16 protein-coding genes, 1 pseudogene and 2 riboswitches are annotated in these 21916 nt (G+C 56.6%); of the genes and pseudogenes, 3 read left to right on the forward strand and 14 right to left on the reverse strand.

Annotated features, from left to right (window positions below; translation table 11 throughout):
* Positions 1-1024, reverse strand: a pseudogene (locus tag MARLIPOL_RS18385) (transposase); the annotation flags it as partial.
* A 343-nt stretch (positions 1025-1367) separates the two neighbouring features.
* On the opposite strand from MARLIPOL_RS18385, the gene MARLIPOL_RS10510 reads away from it, so the two are divergent.
* Complete coding sequence (locus MARLIPOL_RS10510) at positions 1368-1664, forward strand: hypothetical protein (protein WP_012138067.1); 297 nt, start codon at positions 1368-1370, stop codon at positions 1662-1664.
* Positions 1665-1805: 141 nt separating this feature from the next.
* Here MARLIPOL_RS10510 and MARLIPOL_RS10515 read toward each other — a convergent pair whose 3' ends face one another.
* On the reverse strand, positions 1806-3185 hold the full coding sequence (locus tag MARLIPOL_RS10515) for a GGDEF domain-containing protein (RefSeq protein WP_012138068.1): 1380 nt from the start codon (positions 3183-3185) through the stop codon (positions 1806-1808).
* A gap of 138 nt (positions 3186-3323) precedes the next feature.
* Positions 3324-3845: a DUF2238 domain-containing protein gene (locus tag MARLIPOL_RS10520; protein ID WP_012138069.1), complete on the reverse strand. Its 522-nt coding sequence runs from the start codon at positions 3843-3845 to the stop codon at positions 3324-3326.
* A 761-nt stretch (positions 3846-4606) separates the two neighbouring features.
* Between MARLIPOL_RS10520 and MARLIPOL_RS18670 the strand changes: the two genes are divergently transcribed.
* Entirely contained in the window at positions 4607-4714 is a 108-nt protein-coding gene (locus MARLIPOL_RS18670; RefSeq protein ID WP_222102466.1) for a hypothetical protein, read from the forward strand.
* A 14-nt stretch (positions 4715-4728) separates the two neighbouring features.
* Here MARLIPOL_RS18670 and MARLIPOL_RS10525 read toward each other — a convergent pair whose 3' ends face one another.
* Positions 4729-5787, reverse strand: coding sequence for a ribonucleotide-diphosphate reductase subunit beta (locus MARLIPOL_RS10525; RefSeq protein WP_012138070.1), 1059 nt, complete (start codon positions 5785-5787; stop codon positions 4729-4731).
* A 15-nt stretch (positions 5788-5802) separates the two neighbouring features.
* Entirely contained in the window at positions 5803-8574 is a 2772-nt protein-coding gene (locus tag MARLIPOL_RS10530) for a ribonucleoside-diphosphate reductase subunit alpha (protein ID WP_012138071.1), read from the reverse strand.
* 157 nt (positions 8575-8731) lie between these two features.
* A riboswitch (cobalamin riboswitch) is annotated at positions 8732-8953 on the reverse strand.
* An 86-nt stretch (positions 8954-9039) separates the two neighbouring features.
* On the opposite strand from MARLIPOL_RS10530, the gene MARLIPOL_RS10540 reads away from it, so the two are divergent.
* Positions 9040-9762, forward strand: coding sequence for a DUF3047 domain-containing protein (locus MARLIPOL_RS10540; RefSeq protein ID WP_012138073.1), 723 nt, complete (start codon positions 9040-9042; stop codon positions 9760-9762).
* Between the two features lies 1 nt (position 9763).
* Here the strand turns inward: MARLIPOL_RS10540 and MARLIPOL_RS10545 are convergent, their stop codons facing one another.
* The 9 genes from MARLIPOL_RS10545 to atpD form a co-directional block, all read right to left on the reverse strand.
* A complete protein-coding gene (locus tag MARLIPOL_RS10545; RefSeq protein WP_012138074.1) occupies positions 9764-10540 on the reverse strand; it encodes a substrate-binding periplasmic protein in 777 nt (258 codons plus the stop codon).
* 113 nt (positions 10541-10653) lie between these two features.
* Positions 10654-11505: a universal stress protein gene (locus MARLIPOL_RS10550; RefSeq protein ID WP_012138075.1), complete on the reverse strand. Its 852-nt coding sequence runs from the start codon at positions 11503-11505 to the stop codon at positions 10654-10656.
* Between the two features lie 85 nt (positions 11506-11590).
* The gene (locus MARLIPOL_RS10555; RefSeq protein ID WP_012138076.1) at positions 11591-13078 is read right to left on the reverse strand and encodes a SulP family inorganic anion transporter; all 1488 of its coding nucleotides are present in this window, start codon (positions 13076-13078) and stop codon (positions 11591-11593) included.
* 85 nt (positions 13079-13163) lie between these two features.
* A complete protein-coding gene (gene nhaB, locus MARLIPOL_RS10560; RefSeq protein WP_012138077.1) occupies positions 13164-14669 on the reverse strand; it encodes a sodium/proton antiporter NhaB in 1506 nt (501 codons plus the stop codon).
* 334 nt (positions 14670-15003) lie between these two features.
* Complete coding sequence (locus MARLIPOL_RS10565; protein WP_012138078.1) at positions 15004-16233, reverse strand: D-amino acid dehydrogenase; 1230 nt, start codon at positions 16231-16233, stop codon at positions 15004-15006.
* 175 nt (positions 16234-16408) lie between these two features.
* Positions 16409-16507: riboswitch (glycine riboswitch) on the reverse strand.
* A gap of 114 nt (positions 16508-16621) precedes the next feature.
* Complete coding sequence (gene glmS, locus MARLIPOL_RS10570) at positions 16622-18454, reverse strand: glutamine--fructose-6-phosphate transaminase (isomerizing) (protein ID WP_012138079.1); 1833 nt, start codon at positions 18452-18454, stop codon at positions 16622-16624.
* A gap of 42 nt (positions 18455-18496) precedes the next feature.
* Positions 18497-19864, reverse strand: coding sequence for a bifunctional UDP-N-acetylglucosamine diphosphorylase/glucosamine-1-phosphate N-acetyltransferase GlmU (glmU, locus tag MARLIPOL_RS10575; RefSeq protein ID WP_012138081.1), 1368 nt, complete (start codon positions 19862-19864; stop codon positions 18497-18499).
* A 148-nt stretch (positions 19865-20012) separates the two neighbouring features.
* A complete protein-coding gene (locus tag MARLIPOL_RS10580) occupies positions 20013-20435 on the reverse strand; it encodes a F0F1 ATP synthase subunit epsilon (RefSeq protein ID WP_012138082.1) in 423 nt (140 codons plus the stop codon).
* A 47-nt stretch (positions 20436-20482) separates the two neighbouring features.
* The gene (atpD, locus tag MARLIPOL_RS10585) at positions 20483-21877 is read right to left on the reverse strand and encodes a F0F1 ATP synthase subunit beta (RefSeq protein WP_012138083.1); all 1395 of its coding nucleotides are present in this window, start codon (positions 21875-21877) and stop codon (positions 20483-20485) included.
* Positions 21878-21916 lie beyond the last annotated feature (39 nt).

The raw sequence follows: 21916 nt of genomic DNA on the forward strand, positions 1-21916 counted from the left end.
CACCTGTCGGCCAGAACCATTTCGATGGTTAGCTGACGCAGGGTTCTGCATGCATTGGCGCTTCTTGGGGCAGTGCCGGCATTGCAACAACCGACCTTCGAAGTGCACCCGGATCTTGCCATTCTCGGCTTCTCGCTGCCCCCGGTAGGTGAGCGCTTCGCCGGTCGGGCAGACGAAGGTCAGGTTCACCGGATCGAACTGGAATTCACTCGCCGGGATCGTATCTTTCCACCCTTTGTCCGGCAGGTTCTGATGGCGCTTGCCGTACTTGTCTTTCTGGTTCTGGAACTTCGGATCCCGGCTGCGGAACCGGTTGTCTGGCACGTAGCCGTTGATCTGCCGTTCGTGCAGGTACTTCATGTTCGCTTCGTTGGCAAAGCCGGTATCGGCGGTGATCACAGCGCCTTGCTGATAAATGCTGTCAGCGATACCCAGCTTCTTGAAGCGGTGTTCCACGCTCTCCAGTACCGGTTGCAGGGTGTGGTGTTCCTGCCCTTCGCCAAAGGCCTGGGCGTCGATGATGATCTGGTGTTTCCTGTCCACCGTGGCCACGCCGTTATAGCCCTGGATCGTGCCCTTGCTGGTGGTCATCTTGGCGCTTTCGTTATCGGTGATGTTGCTCTTCACTTCCTTGTTCCGCTTTCCCCGGCCCATCCGTGGGCGGTTCGTCTTTAGGAAGCGGTCCACTTTATTCATGGCTTCATCAGTGAGAGGATGGTCTTTGCCCGGCGGATATCCCGGTCCAGCGCTGCTTCGGTTTCCGCCTCGCCCCGCTCGTAATGTTCCTTCAGGTGATGTTGGTCTCGCAGCACCACTGCCTCTCGCGGCTGGAGGTGATGCCCCTGGAATACGCAAACAGGATGATCTTCAGCAGGATGGCCGGATCGTAGGCCAGCCGACCGGTGTCTTCGTTGCGATACTTGGGAAGGAATACCGACAGGTCCAGCTTGTGCTCGATCAGGTAGTGCACCGCGTGTTCGAAGGTGCCGGGTTGAAGCTGGTCCTGGTAGTTGATCACGACCATGGCGTTCTGGTCGGGGTTATACGGCCTAAAACGGGGTTTGGCTTTGGGCACCCGACGACTCCTTGTCCGTTTGCCTGATCCTATCAAACCGCTGCGGCATTTTTGAGTTTTTCTACAGCCTCAACGCTAGCGGCAGGGGCGCAACGTTGGGAGCGTCCCTTGACCGCACTTGATACTGATTGAGCCTTCTCCCCAGCCCAGCGGTTGCCCGCTAAGCTGGAAGGCGAGGTACTGCTGCACAAGGAAATCAAAGCCCGGCCGGAACCCTTACTGGCCATGCTCAAGGCCCACGCCGTGAACACCTTGGGGCAATTACACCGCCTTCTACGGTGCCTACTGGCTATTGATCGTGCTGATGCAGGCGCTGACCGGCGGCACGCTCACGATTGGTCAGCTCGAGCGAGCCTTCGTCGGTACGCGAAACTGGTCCATCGGTATCAGCGCAAGACACATCTGGTGGGTAGCCTTCATGGCATTGATCGCGAGGCACGCGCTTTCCATGCTGGTTGCACATTGGCGCGCACTCCAGCTGTTCGAAGATGCCCGGCGCGCTGCGCGCTCTCAAATTCTGTTGACCATTGCCATGGTCGGACTGACTTTGCTGAGCCTGTGGATTCTTTCACAGCCCATCAAGGAGTGACTGGCATCCCAGTATTTTACGTAATTTTCTTGGTTAGTGGCCGTGGTTGAGAACCGCATTAGAGAGCCCCGACATGTGTTATGAGAGCCTCTACCGGATTACGCCAAAATGCTGCAGTTATTATCTGAATTCACCTTTTCACTATTCAATTTTATCAGCAAAGACGACTTGATTACGGCCATTTTCTTTTGCTTTGTATAAGGCTTCGTCCGCAAATTTAATAGTTTCCTCCATCGTGTAGCTTCCATCGTTTTTTGCGCACCCAATTGAAGCAGTAATCGGCCCATTTATGTCTGTCCATCCCTCAATCCTGATTTTTTGGATATTCATTCGAACGTTCTCTGCGACACGTTCTGTTCCCTGTTTGCTACTATCAACCAGAATGATTGAGAATTCCTCGCCACCTATTCGGCTAACCAGATCGACATCACGGACTGATTTTTTCAGATCTTCGCTTAATATGACAAGCACCTGATCCCCCATATCATGACCAGCACTATCATTAATTTTCTTAAAATGATCAACGTCTATAATCAAAAGCCAAAATTCGTTTTCATTACGGGCAACACGTCTAATCTCTTCTTGTGCAAATTTAAGAAAATTTCTACGATTCGACAGCCCTGTCAATGGATCACTCAGTGCTGCCTTGGCAAGTAATTGTTCGCCTTTACGACGCTCATGATCTATTTTTTCCTGGTAGATTGCGGATAGAATGATCATTAAAATCATGAACCAACATATGGTTACTACGAAGAGGCCAAATAAGCTTCCTTCTCTTGAACTAAGCGTCTTAACTAAAAGAAATCCCAGCAAAGAGGGAACCATATAACCTAAGAAGGTTTGTGACCTTGCAATTGTTCCGCCAAGATATGGGCTCAGGAATGCCCTCAAGCCTCCGATATGTGCTGTCATACTCAGAGCAGAGATGGCGAGTGCGAAGCCAGTCGTTGCTGTTAGTATTGACATTTGACCATGAAATTTTTCTAGATTATAGGCATAGCCAGTAAAAGAGATGGTTGGTAAAGCCAAGGCCAAGAAAGCGAAAAATTGCGAACTGATGAGCCGTTGAAAGCCATATAACCCCAAGCAGATAGCAAGGCAAAGAAACATAATGGCAGAGTTCAACCCCATGCTATTACTTTTTCCCACTTCCAGCTCGCTCATAACCTGTTCCTGAAAGGGGGTTATGAGCGAAGAAATATTTGTGCTGAAAATTACATCAATAATTTTGGACGATGCCATAATTATTACGAAAAGAGCGCAGGCCTTTTGCAACCATTCATCTTGTTTTTTATCATTTCTCTTTCGAAGTCCTAATCCGATAACGATTATACACATTGCCGTCAATGGATTTGTTGCGGGACCATTCGCAAATGGCCTGTATAGAATTTCTATAGATCCAAAATAGCCGGCTAGAACAGTGAAGCCGAACAATATGCAAGCTCCACTGAGAGGTCGTACAATTGCCTGGGCATATTTGACTAATACCCATTGTTTTTCATTAAATGTGAATCCTGACATCTTTGATTCAATTCCTACGTATTCTTTAGAATAACTGATTGTTTTTGCAATTCATTTAAGCTCTGAACAATCCATGGGCATACTGGCGCAAGCCAGGATCCTGAAAAAAGAGGTTTTCTCCTAACCAAAGGGCACCCTTTACCAGCGTCCGCCGGCCAATGATGGATCCACCTTCAGGAGCTGCCAATTGTGGATTGCTGACAGCAACAACAACGAAACACAAGCACCGAGCAACGCTAACCCCATATCAGACTGGGTGTCCCAGATATAACCCTGGGTACCAGGGAATGCTTCGGCATCCTCACCACTGACCAGGGCAACCCACCATTCAATCAACTCATAGAACGCACTGCAACCCAGGCAGATTGCAATGATGATAAAACTCCGCCAACCACTGCCGTTGACAACCCTTTTACGTATCAGGACCTCCCTTGCCACCAGTGCCGGTACAAAACCCTGGAAAAAATGCCCCACCTTGTCGTAATTGTTTCTCTCTGCACCCCACAAGCCATCGAACAGGGGCACTTCAGCGTAGGTATAATGCCCACCCACCATGAGAATGATGCAGTGCACCAGAATCAAACCGTATAACAGGGTGGTCAGGTGGAAAGAGCGATAGGTCACCACCAGCAGCACAGCCGCCACCAAAGCTGGCAGCACCTCCAGGAACCAGGTCAGCTGATCCTTGGGACTGATCCCGGACCAGATTAAAACCGAAAGAAAAATAACAACCCAAAGGTACTTGATATCTCAATTCCCCCATGTTCACCCTTAGTTTCTAGCTGGCCCTGTCCAGACTCCTTTCAAACACAACAGTCAGTTATTGGATGGCCGGAATATAGCCGCTCTACGGCAATTAAACCTTGCGGGCAGCCCATTGCAAGCGCCTTTCGATTCCCCGGCCCGGCCAATCTTGCCAACTATCACACTTTCAACCGATAAGGTTAAGTGCAAACTACCCGCACAGAGCCCTCTGCTTAGGCCAACATTTGTGCTTCGTGCACTATTTATTTCCGTATTGTATCCACGAGGACTACCATGCCCTAAACACCCAATACTGAAAGAGAAACGATGACCCTTTGCCCTATTGCCGCAGCTGTCAGCTGCACAAAATGCCCGATGTTCCGAATTTGTCCCGCCACACGTATTCTCGGCGACCAGAAACCTGAGGAAAAAAAGCCTGAGCAAACCGAAAAAAAATCCCAAGAAGGGTAATAAGCTCAGACCCGGATCGCTGATGAAACTGTCAATGTGTAGTGGTTCAATGATTCCTGGGGGATTACAGTATGCTTTGGCCAGGAAATACCCTAACGCAGGCAATACCCTAGAGTGGCAATGGCTGTTTTCATCGCCATCACTCAGTACCGACAACCTGGGAAAAGTTTCCCGTCGCCACCGAGTTACTCAAACGCGGCAACGACATCCGCACCGCGCAGGATCTGCTTGGCCATGCTGACCTGCGAACTACCCAGATCTACACCCATGTTCTGGGGCAGGGTTTTGCCGGGGTCCGCAGTCCTATGGCCTGAGGGTCAGTGAGTCCTTACCACTCCAACTGCGCCCCTGTCTGATACTCAATCACCCGCGTCTCGAAGAAGTTCTTTTCCTTGCGCATGGTGGCCTGCTCGTCCAGCCAGGGCGAGACGTTCCTCGCCCCCGGGAATGGCTCTTCCAGGCCTACCGTTCTGGCCCGGCGATTGGCTACGAAGCGGAACTGTTCGCTGTGGTACTCGGCGGAGTAGCCCAGGATCGGGTCGCGAAGGATGTAGTTCGAGTAGGCGGTTTCCGCGGCTTCGGATTCGTCCCACATATCCCGTACAGCTTTCGGGTCGAGGGTGATGTTTTCCTCTTCCAGGATCTGGTTCACCACTTTCAGGCCGAAGGAGAAGTGCATGGCTTCATCCCGCAGGATGTACTGCAGCTGTTCGGCGGTGCCGCGCATCAGGCCGCGACGTTGCAGGGCAAAGATGGGGCTGAAGCCGTTGTAGAACCAGGCACCCTCGAATACCGCGGCGAAGAACAGGTAGGACATGATGAATTCCTGCAGGTCGTCCTTGTTGTGCAGGTTCATGTCGGAACGCATGGCGGCGTCCAGGCGGCGGTTGGCCATCTGGATCTTGCCGTTGATGGCGGGCACCACGCGGTAGCGGTTGTAGATTTCGCTCTGGTCCAGGTTGAGGGTTTCGATGCAGTGCTGGTAGGCCCAGGTGTGCATGGCTTCCTCGTACACCTGCCGCGCCTGGTAGATCTGCAGTTCCGGGGCGCTCATTTTCTCCATCACCGCCAGGCCGATGTTACGCATGGCCAGAATGTCGGAGGTGGTGAGATACGCCAGCACGTTCTCGTACACGTGCTTTTCTGGCGCGGTCAGGCGGTGGTGGTAATCGTGGACGTCCTGGGCCATGTTGACGTCCAGCGGGGTCCAGTGGTTCTTGTTGGCGTTCATGAAATACTCCCAGGCCCAGGGGTACTTGAACGGCGCCAGTTGGTTGATGTCGGTCTCGCCGTTGATCACCCGTTTGTCGTCGACGTTGACGGGGGCCGGGCCTTCGACAGTGGCCGGCCGGGTTTGGGTGTTTGGTTCGTCGTCCCAGTTCAGCATGATTGATCTCCGGTATTATTGGCAGGCTTCGCAGTCAGGCTCGTCGATGCTGCAGACCTGGGGTTGCGACGCGGCGACGGGGGCAGTTTTTTCGGCGCCGGTGGCACCCAGGGAGCGCAGGTAGTAGGTGGTTTTCAGGCCGCGTTCCCAGGCCAGCTGGTACAGCGCATCCAGCTTCTTACCGCTGGGTTCAGCCATGTAGAGGTTGAGGCTCTGGGCCTGGTCGAGCCATTTCTGGCGCCTTGCGGCGGCTTCCACCAACCATCTTGGGTCAATCTCGAAAGCCGTGGCGTAGCGGGCCTTGAGTTCATCGGGTATGCGGTCAATCTGCTGCACGCTGCCGTCGAAGTATTTAAGGTCGTTGACCATCACGTTGTCCCACAGGCCTTCGGCCTTGAGGTCGCGAACCAGTGACGGATTGACCACGGTGAACTCGCCGGACAGGTTCGATTTCACGAACAGGTTCTGATACGCCGGCTCGATGGACTGGGATACACCCACGATGTTGGAGATGGTGGCCGTAGGCGCGATGGCCATGACGTTACTGTTGCGCATGCCGTTCTTCGCGATCAGTTCCCGTACCGGCGCCCAGTCCAGCCGGGCGTTGGTGTTCACGGACAGGTCCCCTTCGCGCCGGGCCTCTTTCAGCAGGTTGATGGAGTCGATGGGCAGGGTACCCTGGTGCCACAGGGAACCTTCGTAGGTCTCATAGGCACCGCGTTCGCCGGCGAGAGTGGCGGAGGCGCGGATGGCGAAGTAGCTGAGCTGTTCCATGGCGACATCGGCAAACTCCACCGCTTCCGGGCTGGTGTACGGCAGGCCTAGTTGATAGAGGGCATCCTGGAAGCCCATCAGTCCCAGACCTACCGGCCGGTGCTGGAGGTTGGAGTTACGGGCCTGGGGCACGGCGTAGAAGTTGATATCAATGACGTTATCGAGCATGCGCACGGCGGTGGATACGGTTTGTTCCAGGCGTTGTACGTCCAGCTCACCATCGCGGATATGGGCCGCCAGATTCACCGAGCCCAGGTTACACACGGCGATTTCATCGGCACTGGTGTTGAGGGTAATTTCGGTGCACAGGTTGGAGCTGTGCACCACGCCCTGATGCTGTTGCGGTGAACGCAGGTTGCACGGATCCTTGAAGGTGATCCACGGGTGGCCGGTCTCGAACAGCACGGTGAGCATCTTGCGCCAGAGCTGTTTGGCAGGGATTTTCTTGAACATTGTGATCCTGCCCTGCTCTGCCAATGCCTCGTAATGCTCGTAGCGTTCGCGGAAGGCGTTGCCGTACAGGTCGTGCAGGTCCGGCACATCGCTGGGGGAGAACAGGGTCCAGTCCCGGTCCTCGCGCATGCGTTCGATCAACAGGTCCGGCACCCAGTTGGCGGTGTTCATGTCGTGGGTGCGGCGGCGCTCGTCGCCGGGGTTCTTGCGCAGTTCCAGGAACTCCTCAATGTCCAGGTGCCAGCTTTCCAGATAGGCGCATACCGCGCCCTTGCGCTTGCCGCCCTGGTTCACCGCCACGGCGGTATCGTTGACCACTTTCAGGAATGGCACCACGCCCTGGCTTTTACCGTTGGTGCCCTTGATGTGGGAGCCCAGCGCGCGCACTGGCGTCCAATCGTTGCCCAGGCCGCCGGCCCATTTGGACAGCATGGCGTTGTCGCGGATGGCGCCGTAGATGCCTTCCAGGTCATCACCCACGGTGGTGAGGTAGCAGGAGGACAGCTGGGAATGGCGGGTACCGCTGTTGAACAGCGTCGGTGTGGACGCCATGTAGTCGAAGGACGACAGCAGGTTGTAGAACTCGATGGCGCGTTCGTTGGGGTTGTCTTCCCGCAGTGCCAGGCCCATGGCCACGCGCATGAAGAACACCTGGGGCAACTCCAGGCGGGCGTCGTTCCAGTGCAGGAAATAACGGTCGTACAGGGTCTGCAGGCCGAGGAAACCAAATTGCAGGTCCTGTTCCGGCTTGATGGCCGCGCCCAGGCGCTCGAGGTCGAACGCGGCCAGGGCCTCGTCCAGCAATTCGTAGTGGATGCCGGCCTCGATAAAGGCATTCAGGGCCTGGGGATAAATCTCCGCCAGCGGCAGGCTGCGGGGCAGCTCCAGCGCTGTGGCGGTTTCCATGCGCAGCTGTTCCAGCAGAAGCCTCGCGGTCACAGAGCTGTAGTCCGGTTCCTGTTCGATGCGACCACGGGCGGTCATCACCAGCGCTGACAGCACGTCTTCCTCGGCGATGCCGTCATAGAGGTTACGCAAGGCGTCTTCCACCAGGGATTCGCCATCAATGCCTTCCAGCCCGGCGGCGGCCTGTTCCACCTGGAGTTTCATCAGGCCCAGGTCCAGCGGCACGGTGTCGCCATTGGCCTGCTTGACGGTCAGGTGCGGGTGCGCTTCCATCGGCGCGTGGCGGGCCCGTTCACGGGCGTGTTCTTCCCGGTACAGTACGTAGGCGCGGGCAACTTTCTGCTCTTCGGCCCGCATCAGCGCCAGTTCCACCTGGTCCTGGATGTCTTCGATATGCACCTTGCCACCGGCTTTCAAGCGCCGGCTGATGGCGTGTATCACCTGCTCGGTGACCCGTTGCACGGCATCGTGAATGTGCGCCGAGCCGGCGGCTTTATCGCCTTCCACAGCCAGGAAGGCCTTGGTGACGGCCACGCTGATTTTCGCCGGATTGAATCCAACGAGGGTGCCGTTGCGTTTAATTACCTGAAGGGAAGCGGTATCGTCTGGTCGGGAAGTATCGGCCGGGGGGTGTGCCGCAGTGGCGGTGGACATGTCGGTTCTCCTGAATACGCGTTGGTTTGCTTGTCCTTCGCGTAGGCAGAGAATCGGGGAGGCAGCAGCCAATGATGTCGGATTACGCTGCGCTAATCCGACCTACGGGGCCACGGGTATGTACCTGATCCGACCTGCTCACCTTATGAACGCGAAGGTGCAGTTGTTTTCCCTGGCAGGTCTTCGGACTCAGGGGCGTGAACCGTGTGGTTCGGCCTTGCGTGGCGACTTCCCGGCGATTGCCAGTGTCATGGTGCCACGCTCGTTCCCCAATACCGCTGCGCGTCAGTTCCGGAGTCTCACCGGATTCCCGATACCGTGGAAGTGTTTACAAAATAAACACTACATCTGGTATATGACCAAGGATACGAACACTATATACACGAAATGCCACGGCAACAAGGCACTTTTCAGGACTGCCGTTGTCAACGACACAGGCCAAGGGTTCATCAAAGGATGTTGAATATGAGAAAGCCGGATTCACTGAAAGCCCTGTTTCTGGGGGCGGCATTGCTGCTCGCCAGCGGGGCGGTCGTAGCAGACACCACCATCAAACCGTTTTCGCAAATGACCAATCTGGACGATGGCTGGGAGCCTCTGGAATTTCCGAAGATCGATCGCCACACCACCTACCGCCTGATTGAGGAAGACGGTACCCAGGTGGTTGAGGCGCAAACCAGCAACAGTGCCTCGGGCCTGATTGCGCGCCTGAACGTGGCACCCGGGGATTCGCTGATCCTGCGATGGCGATGGAAGGTGTCCAACACGTTTGAAAAAGGGGATGCCCGCCAGAAGTCCGGTGACGACTACCCTGCCCGCATCTATGTGGCATTCGAATTCGAACCGGACAAGGCCGGCTGGTTCGAGCGTGCCAAACGCAAGACTGTGGAAGCCCTGTTTGGCGAAGAGCTACCGGGCAATGCCATCAACTACATCTGGGCCAACCAGCTTGCGAGGGGGAAAACCGTGGCCAACCCTTACGCCGAGGAAACCATGATGATTGCGGTCACCTCTGGTGAGGATAAGGTCGGGGAATGGGTGACCGTGGAGCGGGATATTGTGGCCGATTATCGGGAGGCGTTCGGCGAGGAGCCGCCACGTCTGCGGGGCGTGGCCATCATGTCAGACTCAGACAACACCGGGGAGTCAGCCACCGCCTGGTACGGCGATCTCGAACTGAACCCGTGAATTAACGCGGGAGGTCTTCCGGGAAACCGGGAATAATGAAAACGCCCTTTTCGAGCTCCCTCGCAGGGGGCACTTCGCCGCGCTCAGCGAGCCGTTGATAGGCATCGTCAAACTCCTCCCGCAGGAGGCTCGCCCGGGGATTGGCCAGAGAATATAGCCAGGCAGCGTGACGTGTGCGTACTTCGGAATCTCTCAGAACCCGGTCCGAGGGTTGGTTCAGGATATCAAGGACCGGCTCTCGATAATCGAGCAGATAATCACCCCGCTGACGTTTTAACATATCAATGCCGGCCCGATGATGGGGTGCCTCGCTGATCCGAACCTCTTCGTGGATTTGCAGTTTCTGCAGCAAACCACCGTAGGTATAGCCACCGATGACTATCAATGTCTTTCCCCGGAGGTCATCAAGGTGGGCCAGCGGTGGCGTACCCTCCACATACCAGGCGCTGAGTTGCACAGGGATTGGTCTCACCCAGCTTTCCAGGACATCTTCCCTGAGAGAGGGGATACCGGTCATCCCCGGCCAGACATCAATCTCTCCGGTTTTCATATAGAGGTAGATTCGCCCCACCGGTAAGTAGAGAAAGTCCGGCGTGTAGCCGGCTTCCTCGGCCACCTTGCGTGTCAGTTCGACAAACAGCCCGGCTGCCTCGCCATCGGCGTCGCGGTACTCAATGGGAGGGAATTCCGCATACGCGATCCGCAGCACAGGTCGACTTTCGTCCGCCTGGACTCCCCCTGTCACCATCAGGGCAACCCCCACCACCACAGTGGCCATTGCCCTCCCCATGACTAACCGGCACCACCGTCTGCCCATAGAGACCATCACTTTCTAGGCGAATTCCCTGAAGATTAGCAGACCCGACCAGCCAAGTACGATAACCAGTACTCCTAGCGCAGAATCACCAAGGGCTTTTTCGCGGTTTTCAGCATATTGGTTGTGGTGCTGCCCACCAGGAACTGGCGGATCCGGGAATGGCCATAAGCGCCCATTACCAGCAGATCAACGTCGTGCTCTTCCTGGTAGGCGTGCAGGGTTTTCTCCACATCGCCGGCACGAATGGCCAGATGCACTTCGCAGCCCAGATCCGCCAGCATGCGCTCGGCCTTTTTCAGTTGTTCCCAGCGGTCGTTGGTGTCCGGGCCGATCATCACCAGATGCAGCGGGAAGCCCTTGAACACCGGACTGTTGGCCAAGAGCTCTACACCGTTGAAGGCAGTCTCGGAACCGTCGAACGCCAACATGGCACTGCGGGGCTCCGAGTAGTCGTCCGGCACCAGCATGATCGGACGGTGTACACTGCGGATCACCGTTTCCAGCTGGCTGCCAATGTGCACATCGCGCTCGGTGCTGGTTTCCCCGTGCAGGCCCATCACCAGCAGGCGGGTTTCGTTTTCGATGGCCAGCAGGGAATCGGTCAGGTCACCGTGGCGCTGGCGCTTGATCACATCCTCAACACCATGGGACTTCACCCGTTCCTCGGCGGCGTTAAGCATATGATGGCCCTGCTCCAGCGCGAGTTTGCTACGCTTCTGGTCCAGTTCCGCCAGCTCCTCCATCAGGTGTTCCCGACTACCCAGGCCGATGTTGCCAGCAAGATCGGTTTCAGCCGGATACCGCTCCTGGTCCAGAACGTGGAACAAGGTCAGCGGGGCTGCCATACGCTGGCTGGCCCATGCCGCATAGTCACACACTGCCGATGCCGCTCTGGAACCATCGATACATCCTACGATCCGGGTCATCGTTACCTCACTACCTTGGTTCTGGTTCTTGTTGTCATTATGCGGGTTTGTATCGGCCCCGCCTTGAGAATAATCAGTAGTCATATCAGTGCCCCATCAGCTGGTCAACTGCATCCGGCTTGTCGTGTACACCGAATCGGTCAACGATGGTGGCGCTGGCCTCATTGAGACCGATGACCTCGACATCCGCACCTTCACGCCGGAACTTGATGACCACCTTGTCGAGGGCACCCACGGCCGTGATATCCCAGAAGTGAGCGCGGCTGAGGTCGATCACCACCTTATCCACCGCTTCCTTGAAATCGAATGAGGCGGTGAATTTCTCGGAAGAGCTGAAGAACACCTGACCTACCACACGATAGGTACGGGTTTCACTGGCTTCATCCAGATCGGAGCTGACAATCATGAAGTGGCCGATCTTGTTGGCAAAGAACAGCGCCGCCAACAACACGCCGGCGAGCACACCGAACGCCAGGTTATGGGTCGCAACCACGACAATTACCGTCACCACCATCACGATGTTGGTGGACAGTGGGTGCTCCTTCAGGTTGCGGATGGAATCCCAGGAGAACGTACCGATGGACACCATGATCATCACCGCCACCAGCGCCGCCATGGGAATCTGTACCAGCCAGGCATCCAGTACCAACACCATGACCAGCAGGAAAGCGCCGGCGGTCAGTGTGGACAGACGGGTACGACCGCCCGATTTGACGTTGATGATGGACTGACCAATCATCGCGCAGCCCGCCATGCCACCGAGCAGGCCGGAACCGATGTTGGCGATGCCCTGGCCCTTGCACTCGCGGTTGCGGTCACTGGAGGTATCGGTGAGATCGTCCACGATGGTGGCGGTCATCATCGACTCCAGTAGGCCAACCACGGCCAGAGCCAGGGAATACGGCAGAATAATCATCAGCGTTTCCAGATTCAGCGGCACGTCCGGCCAAAGGAAAATCGGCAAAGTATCCGGCAGTTCGCCCATATCGCCGACGGTACGGATGTCCAGATTCAGAACAATGGCCACCGCCGTCAGACCGACAATACAGATCAGCGGTGATGGCAGGATCTTGCCCACCACCGGAACCAGCGGAAACAGGTAGATGACGCACAGGCCGGCGGCGGTCATGGCGTAGACGTGCCAGGTGACGTTGGTCAGTTCCGGCAGCTGGGCCATGAAGATCAGGATCGCCAGGGCGTTGACGAAGCCGGTGACCACGGAGCGGGACACAAAGCGCATCAGCCCGCCCAGCTTCAGGTAGCCGGCACCAATCTGGAACACACCGGTTAACAGGGTCGCGGCCAACAGGTATTCCAGGCCGTGTTCTTTCACCAGGGTCACCATCAGCAGCGCCATGGCGCCGGTAGCCGCGGAAATCATGCCCGGGCGGCCGCCTACAAACGCGATGATGACGGCAATACAGAAGGATGCGTACAGACCAACCTTGGGGTCCACACCCGCAATAATGGAAAAGGCGATGGCCTCGGGAATCAGCGCCAGTGCCACTACGATGCCCGCCAGCAGGTCACCGCGAACATTGGAGAACCAATTGTCTTTCAACGATTTGATCATAAAAATATCCGGTCAATTAAAAACTGCAAAACGACGGCATCCCCGCCCGGCCATAAGCCCGACGGGGAGTATAAAGCCGTAATGTTCAGATGTGGTTAATAACCATGAACAGGCCGACGGCGCCCATAACGATGGTATAAGGGAAGGCCATGATCACCATCCGGCCGTAGGAAAGCCGGACCAGGGGAGCAATGGCGGAAGTCAGCAGGAACAGGAATGCAGCCTGTCCGTTGGGGGTTGCCACACTCGGCAGGTTGGTGCCGGTGTTGATGGCAATGGCCAGGGTCTGGAAGTGGTCGTAGCTGATGCTACCCGCATCCAGCGCCTGCTTGATCTCACTGATGTACACGGTGGCAACGAACACGTTGTCACTGATCATCGACAGCAAGCCATTGGCGATAAAGAACATGCCCGGCTGCTGCTCCATCGGCAGCGACAGCACATATTCGATAATGGGTTTGAACAGGTGCTGTTCGTGGATCACCGCCACGATAGCGAAGAACACCACCAGCAGCGAGGTGAACGGCAGGGATTCCTGAAACGCCTTGCCGATCTGGTGTTCATCGGTGATGCCGGTGAACGACGTAATCAGAATGATCACCAGCAGGCCGATGAGGCCGACTTCTGCAAGATGGAACGCCAGCCCCACCACCAGGATCAGCGCCGCCAGGGCCTGAATCCACAGGGCGGCCTGATCGGCTTTAGTGCGCTTATTACGCTCGTTGTCGGCAAACTCTTCCAGCACACGACGTACCGGTTTGGGCAGGCGACCGCCATAACCAAACCAGCGCAGCTTCTCCAGCAGCCAGCAGGTGGTCAGACCTGCAAACAGAACCGGAATACTCACCGGTGCCATGTGCATGAAGAAGCTGGCGAAATCCCAGCCCACCACTTTGGCAATCAGCAGGTTCTGGGGCTCACCCACCATGGTGGCAACGCCACCCAGCGCGGTACCGATGGCTCCGTGCATCAACAGACTGCGCAGGAAGGCGCGGAAGTTTTCCAGGTCTTCCCGGTGCAGTTCGATCACATCGTCATCGCTGTTGGCGTTGTGGTCCTTGTGCTGGTAGCCCTTGCCGGATGCCACCTTGTGGTACACCGAAAAGAAGCCCACCGCCACGCTGATAATCACCGCCGTGACCGTCAACGCATCGAGAAATGCAGATAACAGAGCTGCTGCACCACAGAACAACAGCGACAGCGCCGATTTGGACCGGACCCCCACCAGGATCTGGGTGAAGGTCACCAGCAGCAGCTCCTTCATGAAGTAGATGCCGGCCACCATGAACATCAACAACAGGATGACGGGGAAGTTAGTAAGTACTTCCATATACACCGCATCAGGCGTGGTAAGGCCTATCAGCAGGGCCTCTACTGCCAACAGGCCACCGGGCAGCAGCGGGTAACATTTCAGCGCCATCGCCAGGGTAAAGATGAATTCGGCGATCAACAGCCAGCCCGTGACGCCAGGACCAAACACATAGAATGAGATGGGGTTGATGGCAAGAAACAGCAGGATGACCTGCTTGTACCAGACAGGCGCCTTGCCAAGAAAGTTGTGGGTGAAACCTGAGATAACAGAATTAGGCATTACAAAATCTTCTGAGTGATCGGGCGATAACGATAATGCGACAGGCACGCCGCATCTTCCTTGATATTTGTGTACCGGTCAGTCACCCACAGGTGGTAAAAATCCCCACCATTGGTCGTAGTTAACCAGCAGCACAGGTCAGCCCAACGCTAGGGCGGAGTGATCATCAGAACGTTGTTGTCGGGGGCGGGCATGGAACAGGTTTCCGGGTGCGCGTGTTGTTTTAAGGGCGCGAATAGTACCAGAAAATCTCATTGGGGGTAAGCAAGGAGGCACGACCGCCCACCACACGCTTACCCTCGGTCTGTCGCTGCTCCAGTAACAGCGGCCGTCGTCAGGGCCTGGTTGACGACGTCCTTTCAACCGAATCCGCCAGCATTTGGGCGGTAATCGCAGACAGGGTCCAGCCCAGATGACCGTGACCGGTGTTGTAGAACACCGTAGGCAGGCGACCCGCCCCGACGCGCGGCATCATATTGGGCAGCATCGGACGCAACCCCGCCCACGGCACCACGCGTCGGGTACAGACCCCCGGGAAACACTGCTCGACCCAGCGGGTAAGTGGCTGGATCCGGTCATCCCGGATATCGCGATTGTAGCCACTGAATTCCGCGGTACCGGCAACGCGGAAACGACCATCACCGAGCCGACTGGTCACGATCTTGGTGGCATCGTCCAGCAGGCTGACCGTTGGCGCTGATTTCCGGGAGTCCTCGTCGTCGAGCTCAACGGTGATGGAGTAGCCTTTGACCGGATAGATATTGACCCGGTCTCCCAACTTTGCCGCCAGCGACCGGCTACCCACGCCGGCACAAATGACCACGCCATCAAACGTATCCCGGTTCTGCTGTTCCCCATCATCGGCTGTCACCCAGGCATGGTTCTGATCCGCGCTCAGTTCGGTGACCGTGTGTCCGTAACAGGTTCTGACCCCAAGGCGCAGGATCGCATCGGCCAGACCGTTGGTGAATTTGTGGATATCACCGGTGGAATCGCTCTCGGTATAGAAACCGCCGTAATAGGTGCCCGCCAGCGTGGGTTCAATAGCGCGCATTTCGTCCGGAGTCACTGCTCGACGCTCCAGACCGCCGGCGGCCAGCAGTTTCGAGACGTTGGCAGCGTGGTCGAAGCCCGCCTTGTCCCGATAGATGTGCAGGATGCCCTGTTTCTTCAGGTCGAAATCGATGCCTTCTTCCTGAGCCCAATTAAATAGATGCTCACGGGCGGCAATCGCCAGACGGGCGGTTTCCGTGGTGTTCTTTTCGTACTGGGGAATCGCAGCGATGAACTCGGCAAACCAGCTCAATTTGTGCCAGGACGGTTTGGGATTGACCAGAAGCGGCGCATCGCGACGGGACATCCATTTGATGCCCTTGATGACCGTTTGCCAGTTATTCCAGACCTCCGCATTGGAGGCTGACAACTGGCCCCCGTTGGCGAACGAGGTTTCCATCGCCGCGTAACGGTGCTTTTCGTAAACGGTCACATCCAGGCCACGTTTGGCCAGCGAATAAGCCGTGGTGATACCGGTGATACCGCCGCCAATAACTGCAATTCTCTTCATGACAATCTCCAGGGCACTTTCCGGGACGCGTCCAGGGTTACCTTCCTGGCCTGAGGGCAGGAAGCACCCCTTCCGTCACGGAACCTGAGAGATTCACGCACCGTTTCAATGAAACCGGCGGTTTGCTCCTTCGGTGTGCCGACTGACGCAGTCGTCGACAGCTCTTCGGAAAGTCTTCATGTCAGCGGTCCTTTTGCCTGAGAGTTTCCGGGGCAGTTGCTCCTTCGGCGCTGATCACACGATTGTGCGACTCAGTCTCTCCCGCTGACACATTTATTCTGTCACCAATAACAGACTGCCCTAGAAAGTAGCAAATAACTCGGCATTACAACAACTTTACTGTCATATACCGGGTGCTGGTTTTTTTGGTTGTCAATCAGGCCGTCGTTTATTCCACCGTCACACTCTTCGCCAGGTTTCGCGGCTGATCCACATCCGTACCCTTCAGTACCGCCACATGATAGGACAGCAGCTGGAGCGGAACTGTGTAGACGATCGGCGCGGTGATCGGGTGCACCGAAGGCAGCTGCATCACGTGGATGCCATCCTGGGCCTTCACATCGGCGACCTTGTCGGCGAACACGAACAGTTCACCACCACGGGCGCGGACTTCCTCCAGGTTGGATTTCAGTTTTTCCAGGAGGTCGTTGTTGGGCGCCACGGTGACCACCGGCATTTCACTGTCCACCAGCGCCAGCGGGCCGTGTTTGAGCTCACCGGCAGGATAGGCTTCGGCGTGGATATAGGAGATTTCCTTCAGCTTCAGCGCACCCTCCAGAGCCACCGGAAACTGTGAGCCACGTCCAAGGAACAGGCTGTGGTGTTTGTCCATGAACGCCCGGGACATTTCCGCAATTTCACCATCCAGTGCCAGTACCTGGTCGACCTGACCCGGCAACAGGTGAATGGCTTCCACGATCTCTGCTTCGGCTTCAGTGGACAGTCCGTTGTGGCGCGCCAATGCCAGCGTAAAGATCAGCAGTGCCGTCAATTGGGTAGTGAACGCCTTGGTGGAGGCGACACCGATCTCTGGGCCGGCCTGGGTCATGATCACCAGATCGGATTCCCGGACCAGGGAGCTGCCCGGCACGTTACAGATGGCCAGCGCGGCGCGGAAACCCGCTTTCTTGGCCTGTCTCAGCGCGGCCAGGGTATCGGCGGTTTCACCAGACTGGGAGATGCACAGGAACAAGGTATCGGGTTGGATCACATGCTTGCGGTAGCGGAATTCGGACGCCACTTCGACAGAGCAGGGTACCCCGGCCAGATCCTCAATCCAGTAACGCGCCACCATACCAGCGTGGAAACTGGTGCCGCAGGCAATGATCTGGACGTGGCGGACGTTCTCAAGCAGTTTTCCTGCCGAGGTGCCCAACGCCTGTTCCAGCACGCTGGTGTCGGTCAGACGACCTTCCATGGTGGCCTTGATCACCCGTGGCTGCTCATGGATTTCCTTGAGCATGAAGTGGCGGTATTCGCCTTTGTCGGCAGAATCGGCGCCGTGCTCAAAGCGCGTAACCGGACGCTCGACGATGTTGCCTTCACGGTCATGAATCTCGACACGGTCACGACGGATATCGGCAATGTCGCCCTCTTCCAGGAACATGAAACGGTCGGTAACGGGCAACAGCGCCAGCTGATCGGAGGCAATGAAATTCTCGCCAATGCCCACGCCGATCACCAGTGGGCTGCCTTCACGACAGACCACCAGGTGATCGGGCTCATCGGCATGGATCACCGCCAGGGCATAGGCGCCCCGCAGGCGACCAATGGCGGATTTAACCGCATCCTTCAAATTGCTCTGCTCGCGGTAATGCTTTTCGATCAGGTGGGCGACCACTTCGGTGTCGGTCTGGGAAGTGAACTCGAACCCCTCAGCCTTGAGTTCATCCCGCAGGTCCTGATAGTTTTCGATAATTCCGTTGTGGACAATGGCCAGCTTGTCACCGGACATATGTGGGTGTGCATTCAGTCTGGAAGGCTCACCATGGGTTGCCCAGCGGGTATGGGCAATACCCACGGCGCCTTCCAGGACCTTTGCCCCGATGGCGTCCGCAAGTGCTGCAACCTTGCCCACTTCCCTGGCACGCTGCACGACATTGCCGCCATCCATGACCGCCATTCCAGCGGAGTCGTATCCCCGGTACTCTAGCCGGCGCAGGCCTTCCAGAAGAATGCCCTGGACCTCACGTTCCGATACCGCACCTACAATGCCACACATGTTTTATTCACCTGTCGGATAATTAGCTGTGTTACGGGCCAATCAGGACTTTTTGACTGGTCGGTCCCAGTCTGCAATGTTGCGCTGACGCCCCCTGGCTACCGCCAGTTCACGATCAGACACATCACGGGTAATGGTGGAACCGGCACCGATCGTGGCGCCTTCCGCAACCGTCACTGGCGCCACCAACGAGGTGTTGGAGCCGACAAACACACCATCCCCGATCACCGTCTGATGTTTGTTAACACCATCATAATTGCAGGTGATGGTCCCTGCACCCACATTCACATTACGGCCCAGTGAGGCATCACCCACGTAACTGAGGTGATTAATCTTACTGCCCTGCCCGACAATCGTTTTTTTGGTCTCAACGAAGTTACCCACCTTGGTATCGTCAGCCAGACGAGTGCCGGGGCGCAGGCGAGCGAACGGACCAATCTGGGCATTAGCGCCGATCTCGGCGCCTTCGATTACCGAATGGGCCTTGATCTGGGCGCCGGCGGCAATCTTCGCGTCACGGATCACACAACCCGGGCCGATTGAGACACCGTCTGCCAACTCCACTTCACCTTCAAACACCACGTTGACGTCAATCAGGATGTCATTGCCAATGGACAGATTGCCACGCACATCGATGCGAGCGGGATCAGCGAGTGTTGCCCCTTCTGTCATCAGGCGTTCTGCTTCCCGACGTTGAAACCAGCGTTCCAGTTCCGCCAGTTGCAGGCGATTATTGACGCCCTGCACTTCGAAGGCATTCCCAGGCTGGGAAACCGCAACCCGCATGCCGTGCTCCACGGCCATGGCGATGATATCGGTCAGATAATACTCGCCCTGGGCGTTGCGATTGGAGAGCTGAGGCAACCAGTCCTTCAGGCGCCGGGCCGATACCGCCAGAATGCCGGTATTGACCTCGCGGATCTGTTGTTGGACCTCACTGGCGTCCTTCTGTTCGACAATGGACGTCACCTTGCCCTCATCGTCACGGATGATTCGGCCATAGCCCTGGGGGTTATCCAGGGTAACCGTCAACAGACCCAGAGTGTCATTATCGATCTGCGACACGAGTGCCTCCAGGGTGCCCGCTCCAGTCAGAGGTACATCCCCGTAAAGTACCAGTACCCGGGCGTCATCCGGCAGGTCCGGTAACGCCTGGGCCACCGCGTGGCCGGTGCCCAGCTGCTCCTGCTGCAGCACCCAGTTAACCGGTTGTTCCGAGGTAGCGGCCTTGACCTGATCAGCACCATGGCCGATCACCGCATGAATCTGCTCGGCCTCAAGCTGACGGGCCGTCGCGATGACATGATGGAGCATAGGGAGACCAGCCACGGCGTGGAGCACCTTGGGCAGGGCGGATTTCATTCTTGAACCCTGGCCAGCGGCCAGAATGACAACGTGTAGCGGGCTCATGGAAACGTCAGGCTCCCGGTCGGTTGATTGTCTTCATTGAAAAATAAAAAAGCCGCACCCCTTGCGACCGGAGTTCCAACGCCAGGCGTTGGTCCTCCAGCCACTCAGGATGCGGCTCTGGTGTTCGGTAATCCCGAAATCCGACTGCTTAGCGCATTTTATTGCGCAGCTGCTGGATCGTACGAAGCTGGGCAACAGCTTCGGCCAGCTCTGCAGCGGCACGGGAGAACTCGAATTCACCGGTCTTGTCGGCAAGTGCTTTCTCGGCTTCTTTCTGAGCTTCGAGTGCGGCAGCTTCGTCCACATCCTTTGCACGAACCGCGGTATCAGCCAACAAAGTCACCAGATTGGGCTGGACCTCCAGATATCCGCCGGACACGTAAAGAATCTCTTCCTCACCGCCCTGCTTGATGATCCGAACGGGACCAGGCTTCAGCTGGGTCAGCAGCGGCGTGTGGCCCGGGCTAATACCCAGGTCACCTTCAGAGCCCGCTGCGATCAGCATTTCTACCAATCCGGAATAGATCTTTGTTTCGGCACTTACCACATCACAATGCACGGTCATACCCATGTCAGTTGCCTCTTTGATCGATCCGGAAAAAAGCGCTCAGGCTCAGATTACTTCTTCGCCTTGCTCTTCATTTCCTTCGCTTTCTCGACCGCTTCCTCAATAGTACCAACCATGTAGAATGCCTGCTCGGGCATATCATCATAGTCACCGTTGAGGATGCCCTTAAAGCTGCTGATGGTTTCCTTCAGGGAAACGTATTTACCGGGAGAACCGGTGAATACTTCAGCAACGTGGAACGGCTGGGACAGAAAACGCTCGATCTTACGGGCACGGGCTACGGTCAGCTTGTCTTCTTCTGACAGTTCGTCCATACCCAGGATGGCGATGATGTCTTTCAGCTCCTTATAGCGCTGCAGGTTCGTCTGCACGCCACGGGCCACTTCATAATGCTCATGACCGATAACCAGCGGATCCAGCTGACGAGAGGTGGAATCCAGCGGATCAATCGCCGGGTAAATACCCTTGGAGGCGATGTCACGGCTCAGTACTACGGTGGCATCCAGGTGCGAGAACGTGGTCGCCGGAGACGGGTCAGTCAAGTCATCCGCCGGTACGTAGACCGCCTGGATAGACGTGATGGAGCCAGTCTTGGTGGAGGTAATACGCTCCTGCAGCTCGCCCATCTCCTGAGCCAGAGTCGGCTGGTAACCTACCGCGGAAGGCATACGGCCCAGCAGTGCAGATACCTCGGTACCCGCCAGGGTGTAACGGTAGATGTTGTCAACGAACAACAGGACGTCACGACCTTCGTCACGGAACTTTTCGGCCATGGTGAGGCCAGTCAGGGCCACACGCAGACGGTTTCCGGGAGGCTCGTTCATCTGCCCGTATACCATCGCAACCTTGTCCAGTACGTTGGAGTCCTTCATCTCGTAGTAGAAGTCGTTACCCTCACGAGTACGCTCACCTACGCCGGCGAATACAGACAGACCGGAGTGTTCTTTGGCGATGTTGTTGATAAGTTCCATCATGTTAACGGTCTTACCAACACCGGCGCCACCGAACAGACCAACCTTACCACCCTTGGCGAACGGGCAGATCAGGTCGATAACCTTGATGCCGGTTTCCAGCAGGTCAGCTGAGGCAGCCTGGTCCGCATAGCCGGGGGCCTTGCGGTGGATAGCCCAGCGCTCTTCTTCGCCGATCTCGCCCTGTTCGTCGATGGGACGACCCAGAACATCCATGATACGGCCCAGGGTCTGGGTACCAACCGGTACCGAAATTGCCTTGCCGGTATTCTCTGCTTTCAGGCCACGCTTCAGGCCTTCGGTGCTGCCCATGGCGATGGTACGAACAATGCCGTCACCCAGCTGCTGCTGGACTTCCAGAGTTGTTTCGCCACCTTCAAGCAGCAGTGCGTCATACACGTTGGGTACGGAGTCACGTGGGAATTCCACGTCGATAACCGCGCCAATGATCTGAACGATTTGTCCGCTACTCATGCTCGGTTCCTCGTTATCTTGATAGTCAATAAAACCAGT

The organism is Marinobacter lipolyticus SM19 (assembly GCF_000397065.2).
Lineage (GTDB): Bacteria > Pseudomonadota > Gammaproteobacteria > Pseudomonadales > Oleiphilaceae > Marinobacter > Marinobacter lipolyticus.

Bases quoted from the DNA above. Each gene is read 5' to 3' on its own strand.
- MARLIPOL_RS10540 (WP_012138073.1), top strand. From the start codon at position 9,040: ATGAGAAAGCCGGATTCACTGAAAGCCCTGTTTCTGGGGGCGGCATTG.
- MARLIPOL_RS10565 (WP_012138078.1), bottom strand. From the start codon at position 16,233: ATGAAGAGAATTGCAGTTATTGGCGGCGGTATCACCGGTATCACCACG.
- MARLIPOL_RS10525 (WP_012138070.1), bottom strand. From the start codon at position 5,787: ATGCTGAACTGGGACGACGAACCAAACACCCAAACCCGGCCGGCCACT.
- MARLIPOL_RS10530 (WP_012138071.1), bottom strand. From the start codon at position 8,574: ATGTCCACCGCCACTGCGGCACACCCCCCGGCCGATACTTCCCGACCA.
- nhaB (WP_012138077.1), bottom strand. From the start codon at position 14,669: ATGCCTAATTCTGTTATCTCAGGTTTCACCCACAACTTTCTTGGCAAG.
- MARLIPOL_RS10515 (WP_012138068.1), bottom strand. From the start codon at position 3,185: ATGTCAGGATTCACATTTAATGAAAAACAATGGGTATTAGTCAAATAT.
- glmS (WP_012138079.1), bottom strand. From the start codon at position 18,454: ATGTGTGGCATTGTAGGTGCGGTATCGGAACGTGAGGTCCAGGGCATT.
- MARLIPOL_RS10555 (WP_012138076.1), bottom strand. From the start codon at position 13,078: ATGATCAAATCGTTGAAAGACAATTGGTTCTCCAATGTTCGCGGTGAC.
- MARLIPOL_RS10580 (WP_012138082.1), bottom strand. From the start codon at position 20,435: ATGGGTATGACCGTGCATTGTGATGTGGTAAGTGCCGAAACAAAGATC.
- glmU (WP_012138081.1), bottom strand. From the start codon at position 19,864: ATGAGCCCGCTACACGTTGTCATTCTGGCCGCTGGCCAGGGTTCAAGA.
- MARLIPOL_RS10545 (WP_012138074.1), bottom strand. From the start codon at position 10,540: ATGGCCACTGTGGTGGTGGGGGTTGCCCTGATGGTGACAGGGGGAGTC.
- atpD (WP_012138083.1), bottom strand. From the start codon at position 21,877: ATGAGTAGCGGACAAATCGTTCAGATCATTGGCGCGGTTATCGACGTG.
- MARLIPOL_RS10550 (WP_012138075.1), bottom strand. From the start codon at position 11,505: ATGACCCGGATCGTAGGATGTATCGATGGTTCCAGAGCGGCATCGGCA.